Annotated in this window: 9 protein-coding genes; 6 read left to right on the top strand and 3 right to left on the bottom strand. The window is 46.0% G+C overall.

The features are described from left to right. Window positions 1–3,042: two-component regulator propeller domain-containing protein (locus LDL40_RS07640; protein WP_300994670.1), on the bottom strand; the 3,042-nt coding region annotated here is incomplete at its 3' end. 231 nt (window positions 3,043–3,273) lie between these two features. Here LDL40_RS07640 and trxB point away from each other — a divergent pair. The 4 genes from trxB to infA all read left to right on the top strand — a co-directional run bounded on the left by trxB (window position 3,274) and on the right by infA (window position 6,008). After that, the gene (trxB, locus tag LDL40_RS07645; protein ID WP_300994671.1) at window positions 3,274–4,230 is read left to right on the top strand and encodes a thioredoxin-disulfide reductase; all 957 of its coding nucleotides are present in this window, start codon (window positions 3,274–3,276) and stop codon (window positions 4,228–4,230) included. 38 nt (window positions 4,231–4,268) lie between these two features. Next, window positions 4,269–4,979 carry a leucyl/phenylalanyl-tRNA--protein transferase gene (gene aat, locus LDL40_RS07650; protein ID WP_300994672.1) on the top strand — a complete coding sequence of 237 codons (711 nt, stop codon included), beginning with the start codon at window positions 4,269–4,271 and terminating at the stop codon, window positions 4,977–4,979. 1 nt (window position 4,980) lies between these two features. After that, window positions 4,981–5,694 carry an arginyl-transferase family protein gene (locus LDL40_RS07655; RefSeq protein WP_300994673.1) on the top strand — a complete coding sequence of 238 codons (714 nt, stop codon included), beginning with the start codon at window positions 4,981–4,983 and terminating at the stop codon, window positions 5,692–5,694. Window positions 5,695–5,789: 95 nt separating this feature from the next. Continuing rightward, window positions 5,790–6,008 carry a translation initiation factor IF-1 gene (gene infA, locus LDL40_RS07660; RefSeq protein ID WP_008610216.1) on the top strand — a complete coding sequence of 73 codons (219 nt, stop codon included), beginning with the start codon at window positions 5,790–5,792 and terminating at the stop codon, window positions 6,006–6,008. A 357-nt stretch (window positions 6,009–6,365) separates the two neighbouring features. Here infA and clpA read toward each other — a convergent pair whose 3' ends face one another. Together clpA and clpS are read right to left on the bottom strand one after the other, a co-directional pair. After that, complete coding sequence (gene clpA / locus LDL40_RS07665; RefSeq protein ID WP_300994674.1) at window positions 6,366–8,621, bottom strand: ATP-dependent Clp protease ATP-binding subunit ClpA; 2,256 nt, start codon at window positions 8,619–8,621, stop codon at window positions 6,366–6,368. A gap of 48 nt (window positions 8,622–8,669) precedes the next feature. Beyond that, a complete protein-coding gene (clpS, locus tag LDL40_RS07670) occupies window positions 8,670–8,990 on the bottom strand; it encodes an ATP-dependent Clp protease adapter ClpS (protein ID WP_300994675.1) in 321 nt (106 codons plus the stop codon). Between the two features lie 254 nt (window positions 8,991–9,244). On the opposite strand from clpS, the gene cspD reads away from it, so the two are divergent. Together cspD and LDL40_RS07680 are read left to right on the top strand one after the other, a co-directional pair. Further along, on the top strand, window positions 9,245–9,466 hold the full coding sequence (cspD, locus tag LDL40_RS07675; protein ID WP_046518730.1) for a cold shock domain-containing protein CspD: 222 nt from the start codon (window positions 9,245–9,247) through the stop codon (window positions 9,464–9,466). 191 nt (window positions 9,467–9,657) lie between these two features. Further along, a partial coding sequence (locus tag LDL40_RS07680; protein ID WP_300994676.1) for a hypothetical protein occupies window positions 9,658–10,000 on the top strand: 343 nt, incomplete at its 3' end.

A 10,000-nucleotide genomic window follows, 5' to 3' on the forward strand; every position in this document is an offset into this window, starting at 1 on the left:
GCCCTGATCCTGCACTTCAAAGCGGACACGGTTTTCCACTTTGGATAACTGCACCTCGACCACCTGCCCTGATGCCGAAAATTTAATTGCATTAGACAACAGATTATCCAGTACTTGCCTGATCCTTGTTTGGTCGGCCATCAGGTGACAATCAGCCAGATGGGTTTGGAAGCTAACCTGATACTTAGCGGCAAAAGGTGCTATTGAGTCCAGAGCCTGTAGCACCAGTTGCTTCATATCAACAAGTTCAAAGTTCAAACTAAAATTGCCGGATTCAAACTTTTGTAAATCAAGCAAATCGTTAATTAATTGTGACAACCTCTCACTGTTGCCAAGAGCGGTTTGCAGTAAGTGTTGATAGTGTTCCGAGTTTTCGGCAACAACTTTGCTGGCGAGCAAGCCAACAGCCCCTCTGATTGATGTCAGGGGCGTACGCAGCTCATGACTTACAGTGGATATAAACTCATCTTTTAAGTTATTCAACCTTTTAAGTTCTCTGTTATTCTCGGCCAGCTGCGACAAACTGACCTCCAGTTGTCTCGTCCGTAACGACAAAGTAGCTGAGCTGTCTTGCAATGCTTTAGTGCGTTCCTCCACCATAGTTTCCAGTACCATTTGGTTACTGGCTTTTTCCTGCACTGAATGTTGCAGTAATTTATTAATCTGTCGCATATGCCTCAAACGATAAGCATGTCCTCCCAGTAGCACGAGCAATAACAGCAGCGCCATTCCAACCATGACCCATTTTTTTTGCCACCATAAAGGCAAAACTTTGATTGTCATACGAAGAGGCGTATCGGCAAATAGTCCATGTTGGTTTGAACCAAGAACTTTTAGTTCATAGTTACCTGGCTCGAGTTGGCTGTATGTGAGCTTGGTATAACCTGTATTGTGCAACCAGGAGTTGTCCACCCCTTCTAACTGGTAAATAAACTGGTTACGTTTGGGATCATGAAAATCCAGACTGGCCAACTCTATACTAATGCTTTCGCCGGGTTGCAACTCAATTCGGGAAGCAGGATGTTGCATGATGCCGGGTTTAAGTTTTTTTTGACCAATCCAAATCGCTGAGATTTGAGTTTTGGGTTTCGTATGATTCAGCCACAACAGATCAGCTTTCACTATGGCTAAACCTCCGGCCGTCCCCAAATAAAGGTTGCCGCGCTTAGAGACAGAGAATGCTTTAAAAATCATTTCTTTATTACTTAAACCATCTTGCTCTGTAAAGGTAATCAAACGCTCTTGTTGGTATGGTTTTAAGCTCAGGCCATGTGAGGACAAAAGCCATATATTTTGTTGAGCGTCGGTATAAGCCCCAAGCAATTCAGTTTCAGCCAGCTGTATTGCATCACCTAAGCCCGAGACAATCCTGTTTTGTACATCCAGGCTAAGCAGGCCATTTCTGCTACAGATCAACACTGTTTGATCTGGTCCTTTCGCAATACACTGAATATCAACTGCTTTCTCTATTGGCAATAACTCAGCTAAAGATTGAAGCTGGCCATTGGCCGGATCCAATACAAACACACCTGAATAACGTGTTCCAAGCCACACCTTGCCCTGAATTTCCTGCACTACCTGTACCGCATCACCTACTTTAAGCTGCGCCATATCCTGCAACCAGTACTGATGTTTACCTTCTCTGTCCCATCGCATCAGGCCGTTTTGCCATAAGCCTAACCAAAGGCTTCCATCAGACAAACTGACAATATCCCGCACGTTTTGCCATTGGGTGCTATTAGGTCTTTGTGCCGAATCAAGCTGGACCAATTGTTGCTTCGTTTCGTCAAATTGCCACAAACCATTGTCCGAACCAATATACAGTTCGTTCTGTTGGGTTCTGATAATGGCATTGACTCTGGCTGGCATTGCAAAAGACGATACCATTGTTGTTTTTCTGTTGAGTTGATAGAGCTGATCTGCTGTGCCTAGCCATAAAAACTCATCTTCAACTTTTATAGCTGTCAGCTGTTGCCGGGCCAAAGCTGCGGCTTGAGGTCCCCAGCTACTGAGATCGGTAAAAGCAGACGGCTGATGCCTGCCGTAGAACAAACCTCTTTCTCTGCTGCCAACCCACAACAAACCACTACGGTCAACCAGCAAAGAACGTACATTGATACCCGGCAACAGCTGCCTGCTGCCGGAAAAAGACTCAAAGGTACCGCTGGCGAAAGAGAGCTTGTAGATCCCATCAAAAGTTCCTACCAATAAATTTCCCTGCTGATCACTTTCCAGCACGTTTATGATAGGACTGGGCGCGTCGTCATAAAATGGCACAGTCTGAAAGGCTGATGCGGCGGGGTCAAACCGGAACAAGGCACCACGACCACCAACCCACAACGTATTGCCGTGCGCATACAAAGCCCGCATTTCATTGTTAACACTTTGCTGACCAAACGTCTGATAGGCTTCGCTCAACCCCTGCTCTGAGGTCCATTGATGCAAACCATTACCAGTTGCGATCCAGATGGTGCCATCTTCTGTTTGCGCAAGAGCCCAGATACGTTGGTTTATAAGAGGTTGGGCAGCATCAGTTGCCCCCACAGTCTCGAGTCGGCCATCCGGCAATAAACGTTGCAATCCTTTACTGCTGCCAATCCAGAGCACACCCGATTTATCCATTAACAAACTTTGAATGTAGTTACTGGTCAGTACTAATGCACTGTCAGGCTTATCTGAATAATGAGAAATTTTGCCAGTCTTTGTGTCCACCTTACTCAGGCCCATACCCCAGCTACCTATCCATAATTGATGCTCTTTATCTATCAGTAAGGCATCGATGTCTGGCACCATAATGTTGTTGCTGACTGACTCAGGCAACACATCAAAGGCTTCAAGTTCGTAACCGTTGTACCGCAATAAACCCGTGTTTGTAGAACCCAACCAGATGTAACCGTCCTGATCCTGCACTATCTTGTAAATACTTGCATTGGGTAGCCCGTCGTCGACACTGAGCCGGGTAAAATGAGTTTGTGCAGACGAGAAGAAGCTGCAGCATAATAACCACAGTAACAGCAGAGAGGGGCAGAGTCTGCCTGACATTACTTCAGGTCTCCGGAACATTGAAAAACAAGTAGAGGATGACTCAATTTCGACCTCTTCGCAGGAACAAGAGTAAATAAGTGTAAACAAACAATACCATAGCATGAATTCGTTGCCAGAGCCTGGACTGGAAAAAATGCAGTTGTGCTTTATCTCGCTATTGCAATGCCATAAAATCGGCCCCATTAAGGATTCAACTGAATACACCATCGAAAAATGCCGGAGTAATGCATGTCCACTATTAAACACAGCCGTTTATTGATATTAGGTTCTGGCCCAGCGGGCTACACTGCGGCTGTTTATGCTGCGCGCGCCAATTTAAACCCTGTGCTTCTGACTGGTATGCAGGCGGGCGGCCAGTTAACGACTACCACTGAAGTGGAGAACTGGCCTGGTGACCCTCATGGTTTAACAGGCCCAGCACTGATGGACCGGATGAAGGCTCATGCTGAAACCTTCAACACAGAAATTTTATTTGATCATATCCACACTGTAGATCTGAAACAGCGTCCATTTATCCTGACCGGAGACAACGGCCAGTACAGCTGTGATGCGCTGATTATCGCTACAGGCGCATCAGCTAAATATTTAGGCTTACCCTCTGAACAAACCTACAATGGTCGTGGAGTGTCTGCCTGTGCTACTTGTGATGGCTTCTTCTATCGCAATCAAAAGGTTGCAGTAGTAGGTGGTGGTAACACTGCTGTAGAAGAGGCTCTGTACTTAGCCAATATCGCTTCAGAAGTACATTTAGTTCATCGTCGCGATACCTTTAAAGCAGAAAAAATTCTGGTTGACCGCTTAATGGCCAAAGTTGCTTCTGGCAATATCATTTTGCACACACACCGCGAACTGGAAGAAATTTTGGGTGACGATATGGGTGTGAATGGTATGCGGCTAAAATCGACCAATGGTCAGCCGACTGAAGATGTGGCTGTAGCTGGCGTGTTCATAGCTATCGGTCATAAACCAAATACCGATATTTTTGCCGGTCAATTGGAAATGAACGGCGGCTACCTGAAAGTACAAAGTGGTACTGAAGGCAACGCCACTCAAACCAGTATTGAAGGTGTATTTGCTGCTGGTGATGTGTCCGATCATATCTACCGTCAGGCTATTACTTCAGCTGGCACCGGCTGTATGGCCGCTTTGGATGCAGAGCGTTATTTAGACGCTTTAGCAAAGTAATATCTGCATAAACAGCGCTTAGACAGGGGTAAATAGCGGTGATTTATTTACCCGAGTTATCAAAAACATCGCTTGAGTTCCCTCCGGTCAGCCAGGCTCTGGCTGAACCGGATGGGTTGTTAGCCATGGGCGGTGACTTATCACCCGAACGTTTGTTGCGTGCCTATCAGAGCGGTATTTTCCCCTGGTTCAGCCCAGGTGACCCGCTGTTGTGGTGGAGTCCATCGCAACGCGCCATATTTAAGCCCGGAGTGCTGAAACCAAACCGCTCCTTGCGAAAGTTGCTGCACCACAGTAGCTTTGAGATCAGTATAAATAAAGCCTTCCCGGACGTTATACGCTGCTGCAGTGCTCCGCGCCCAACCCAACAAGGGACCTGGATAGTGCCTGATATCCAACAAGCCTATATAGCTTTGCACCAGCAAGGTCATGCACATAGTGTAGAAGTCTGGTCTGACGGTAAACTGGTGGGCGGCTGCTATGGTGTAATGGTCGGTCAGTTGTTTTGCGGCGAGTCGATGTTTAACACATTACCTAATACTGCAAAAGTCGCGCTTGCCGCTCTGCAGCAGCATTTGTCTTCCTTCGCAACAGGCTATATTGATTGTCAGATGATGAATCCATTTTTGCAGCAACTTGGAGCGGAACCTTTGTCGCGGCGAACTTACCTGACTTTGCTGGCCAATCATCAGACTCTGATCTGCCCTGCTGATAGCTGGCGTGCACAGCAATTGAAGTTGGAGATTTAACATGTCAGGTCTCAGACTTGGAGTGAGTCAGACTCAACCCTGTAATTACTTGCCAGACAGGCAGGAACGTTTACTTTTTACCCTACCGGATGAACCTCTGGACGCTGGTTTTTACCAACAGCTGTTGGCATTAAATTTCAGGCGCAGCGGCGAACAAATTTATACCACTTATTGTGAAGGTTGCCAGCAGTGCCAGTCGGTGCGACTGCCCAGCCAAGAGTTCCTGCTGAGCACAAATCAACGCCGGGCATGGAACAAAGCCAAACGAAGTGGCTGGCAGTATCAGTTGGTGCACTACGATGATAAAGCCTGCTGCACAGCTAAATACTATGAGCTTTATCAGTCCTATATTAATAACAAACATTCTGATAGTCCGATGTCGCCCGCAAGCCCTGAGCAGATGTCCTACTTGTGGCAGACTCAGTGGCTGGAAGTGCGATTTTTAGAACAATATGTAAATAACGAGTTGGTTGCTGTGACTGTGGTAGATTGCACACCTGATGCTTTCTCCGCTGTTTATACCTTTTATCAAACAGGTCAGGTTTTACCCTATGGCACTTTAGCTATTCTGGCTTTAGTTGAGTTAGCAAAGGTTAAACACATTCATTTTGTCTATCTGGGTTATTACATTCAGCACTGTCAAAAAATGAGTTACAAGGCCAGGTTTTTACCACAACAACGCTTTATAGCCGGAGAATGGCTCTCATTTCGCTAAATCTGTCTATCTTGCTTTACTTATCTGCCCTTTTTCGGCAAAATCTGCGGCAGTTTTTTGAACTAATGAATTTAAATAAGAGGCTGGCACGCTGAATGGCGAAAGAAGACGTAATTGAAATGCAAGGGACTATCTTAGATACCCTGCCAAATACCATGTTTAAGGTCGAGTTAGAAAACGGCCACGTAGTTATTGCCCATATTTCAGGCAAAATGCGTAAAAACTACATTCGCATTCTGACAGGTGACAAAGTCACTGTTGAATTAACTCCTTACGATCTGACCAAAGGTCGCATCGTGTTCCGTCAACGTTAAGATTTGCCGGAACCAAGTAGCGTTAACGCTATTTGCTTGACTTGCTTTAAAGAAAAACCCGGCTAAGCCGGGTTTTTTCGTATTTTAAGTTCATAAAAAGTTTAATACCCAAGTAATTGGAGTTGCAGGGAGGCGACAAGCCAGCGAGACCCCAGGAGCATAGTTCACCTATGTGACTGGGGCGAGATGGCGCAGTCAACAAAGCTGCAGCTTCAAGAACGACGCAGATATATACCCAAGTAATTGGAGTTGCAGGGAGGCGACAAGCCAGCGAGACCCCAGGAGCATAGTTCACCTATTTGACTGGGGCGAGATGGCGCAGTCAACAAAGCTGCAGCTTCAAGAACGACGGGTAGATCAAACCAGAGCTTCTTCTTCGTTATAGTCAAACTCCAGCTCGTCACCTTTTAAGTCAACACGCACATCTCCACCGTTTGCCAGGCGACCAAACAAAATTTCGTTCGCCAAAGGTTTTTTCAGTTGTTCCTGAATGACCCTGGCCATAGGACGTGCACCCATAGCCTGATCATAACCTTTGTCGGCCAGCCATTGACGGGCCGCACCACTCAATTCCATAGATACTTGTTTTTTATCCAGCTGCACCTGCAAGTCACAGACAAACTTATCGACAATTTGCAGAATAATATCGCGGGATAAATGTTTAAACCAAATGATGCCATCCAGACGGTTTCTGAACTCAGGACTAAAAGTCCGGTTAATTTCAGCTAGAGCGTCGTGACTGTGATCCTGCTGTTTAAAGCCAATGGTTTTACGCACTGTCTCCTGCACACCAGCATTGGTGGTCATCACCAGAATTACATTACGGAAATCGACTTTACGGCCGCTGTTATCGGTCAAAGTGCCATGGTCCATCACCTGCAACAAAATGTTGTAGATGTCAGTATGGGCTTTTTCGATTTCATCCAGCAGCACCACTGAGTACGGATGTTTAGACACCGCATCTGTCAGCAAACCACCCTGATCAAAACCTACATAACCCGGAGGCGCACCAATTAAGCGGCTGACCGCATGACGTTCCATGTATTCAGACATATCAAAGCGCAACAATTCTACGCCCATGATTTTGGCTAGTTGTTTGGTCACTTCGGTTTTACCAACCCCTGTTGGGCCAGCAAATAAGAAGTTACCAATAGGCTTTTCTTCATTGCCTAAACCGGAGCGGGATAAACGAATAGCTGAAGTTAACACTTCAATAGGCTCATCCTGACCAAAGACTACCAATTTCAGGTTACGGTCTAAATTCGCCAGCACATCTTTATCTGAGGCCGACACTGACTTTTCAGGAATACGCGCCATCTTGGCAATAATGTGTTCAATCTCCGGCACGTTAATGACTTTTTTACGTTTGGACAGAGGTAACAAACGCTGACTGGCACCCGCTTCATCAATCACATCTATGGCTTTATCCGGTAAATGCCGCTCGTTAATATACTTCGCCGACAACTCTGCGGCAGCACGCAAGGCCTTTTGGGTATAACGGACACCATGGTGAGCTTCGTAGCGCTCTTTTAAGCCCTGCAGAATTTGCGTGGTGTCATCGACACTAGGTTCAACAACATCAATTTTCTGGAAACGGCGCACCAGCGCTGTATCTTTTTCAAAGATGTTTTTAAATTCCTGATAGGTGGTTGAGCCGATGCAACGTAAACGCCCACTGGATAACAGCGGCTTGATCAGATTGGAGGCATCCATCACGCCACCTGATGCAGCACCTGCGCCTATAACCGTATGGATTTCATCGATAAAGAGCACTGCATCTTTTTCGTTTTCGATTTCTTTGAGCAGAGATTTTAAACGTTTCTCAAAATCACCGCGGTATTTGGTACCCGCAAGCAAAGAGCCCATATCCAGCGAATAAATTGTGGCATTAGCAATGACTTCAGGCACTTGCTTATTGACGATACGATAAGCCAGACCTTCGGCAATGGCGGTTTTACCCACCCCCGCCTCGCCAACCAATAATGGATTATTTTTTTTACGGCGGCACAACACCTGAATAGTGCGCTCCAGCTCCATATCTCGGCCCACTAGCGGATCGATCTGACCGTTTTTTGCCAGAATATTCAAATTGGCTGTGAAGCTTTCCAGGTATTTGTTTTCGTCAATTTGTACATCGCCGTTTTCATCTTGCTGCTCGTCCTGCTGCTCGATTTTTTCGGTCTTTATCACACCATGCGAAATGTAGTTAACTATATCAAGGCGGCTGATATCGATTTTTTTCAGTAAATAAACCGCCTGCGATTCCTGCTCACTAAAAATAGCGACCAGTACATTGGCTCCTGTGACTTCTGATTTACCGGAGGATTGCACATGAAACACTGCTCTTTGCAATACACGCTGAAATCCAAGCGTAGGCTGAGTGTCACGCTCAACATCGTCTTCAGGTAATAAAGGTGTGGTTGAGTCAATAAAATGCGACAGATCAAGCCGCAGACGGTCTATATTGGCACCACAGGATTTAAGGGCTTCACCAGCCGCCGGGTTGTCCAATAAAGCTAACAATAAATGTTCTACCGTCATATATTCATGACGCTTTTCCCGCGCAAACCGAAACGCCAGATTTAAGGTTAACTCAAGATCTTTGTTCAACATACAACATCACTCCTAATCCACCTGAGTTACTACAGCAGTTGTTTGGCGTTAAGCCCGTTCCATAGTGCATAACAATGGATGTTCGTGCTCTTTCGCATAAATGGACACTTGCTGAACTTTGGTCTCCGCAACCTCGGCTGTGAACACTCCACAAACCGCCATACCTTCATAATGCACCTGTAACATAATTTCACTGGCTTTTTCATACTGCATATTAAAAAACCTGGTCAGCACATCAATGACAAAATCCATTGGCGTGTAGTCATCGTTGTGAAGTATGACTTTATACATGGAGGGAGGTTTCACCTGTTGCCGGGTTTTCTCCACCACTCCGTGCTCTGTTACGTTGTTTTCTTTATAACCGCTCATAAACTATAGCCACGCCTGTTCAAAGCATCAAAATTGCATTGATGAATTTTTTCACCGGACCTAAAGCCACTACGGGCTTTACAGTCACTCTGTGTCTCTTACATATAGATAGTACCTGTACAACAGCTTTACAAGGGTGTAAAAAACTTGACTAGCTGCACAAATTATCTACAGTAAATGGTGGAGTCTGCCAACAGATCCCCGTTGCTCCGCCTTAGAATACAGAATTTAGCTAACTTAGAGAAGGAAGTAGTATGGCTACCGGTAAAGTGAAATGGTTCAATAATGCCAAAGGATTTGGGTTTATTCGTGAAGATGGTCGTGACGAAGACATCTTCGCCCATTATTCAACCATTAACATGGATGGCTACCGTACGCTGAAGGCCGGCCAGGATGTGGTGTTTGACCTGTCTGAGGGCCCAAAGGGTTTACATGCAGTAAATATCGCACTGCCAGAAGGTCACAAACCTGAATAACCACCTGAAGCTCAGATGTCTATATGAAATGCCGGCATAAGCCGGCATTTTTCTTTATTCGATGCCATCCCTGGCGCTCCCCCTTCAGGGCCAACGCTTGCGTTGTTAACAAAACGGCAGGATAGCCGTTTTGCACAGCTTTAGCTGCCGAAGGCGAACATCATGGATGATGTGAGTGAAAAACATCCCAAATGTTTTTTTATTCGCTGCCATCCTTGGCGCTCACCCTTTCGAGCCATCGTCGCTTCGCTCCAATGTTAAAAAACATTCCCGATGTTTTTTTCTCTTTCGTACTTGAAGCTGCAGCATTGTTGGCCGAACTCCTCGCCCCAGTTATTTTGAAAATACTCACCAGACATGACGTGCGAGTTCTCGCATCAATCCAAATGCACGCAGGACAACTATGCTCCTGGGGTCTCGCGCGTTTGCCGCCTGGCTACAACATTAATTATTTTGGCGATGCACAAAAAAGAAAAAGGCGCACGAGGCGCCTTTTTACATTCAAGATAACAGTCTGTAATTACAGCGCAGCTA

The organism is Rheinheimera sp. (assembly GCF_020217005.1).
In the GTDB taxonomy this organism is placed as follows: Bacteria; Pseudomonadota; Gammaproteobacteria; order Enterobacterales; family Alteromonadaceae; genus Pararheinheimera.

What these genes read in the sequence shown, in the direction of transcription:
- clpS (WP_300994675.1), bottom strand. Translation starts at nt 8,990, where the DNA reads ATGAGCGGTTATAAAGAAAACAACGTAACAGAGCACGGAGTGGTGGAG.
- LDL40_RS07655 (WP_300994673.1), top strand. Translation starts at nt 4,981, where the DNA reads ATGTCAGGTCTCAGACTTGGAGTGAGTCAGACTCAACCCTGTAATTAC.
- trxB (WP_300994671.1), top strand. Translation starts at nt 3,274, where the DNA reads ATGTCCACTATTAAACACAGCCGTTTATTGATATTAGGTTCTGGCCCA.
- infA (WP_008610216.1), top strand. Translation starts at nt 5,790, where the DNA reads ATGGCGAAAGAAGACGTAATTGAAATGCAAGGGACTATCTTAGATACC.
- clpA (WP_300994674.1), bottom strand. Translation starts at nt 8,621, where the DNA reads ATGTTGAACAAAGATCTTGAGTTAACCTTAAATCTGGCGTTTCGGTTT.
- cspD (WP_046518730.1), top strand. Translation starts at nt 9,245, where the DNA reads ATGGCTACCGGTAAAGTGAAATGGTTCAATAATGCCAAAGGATTTGGG.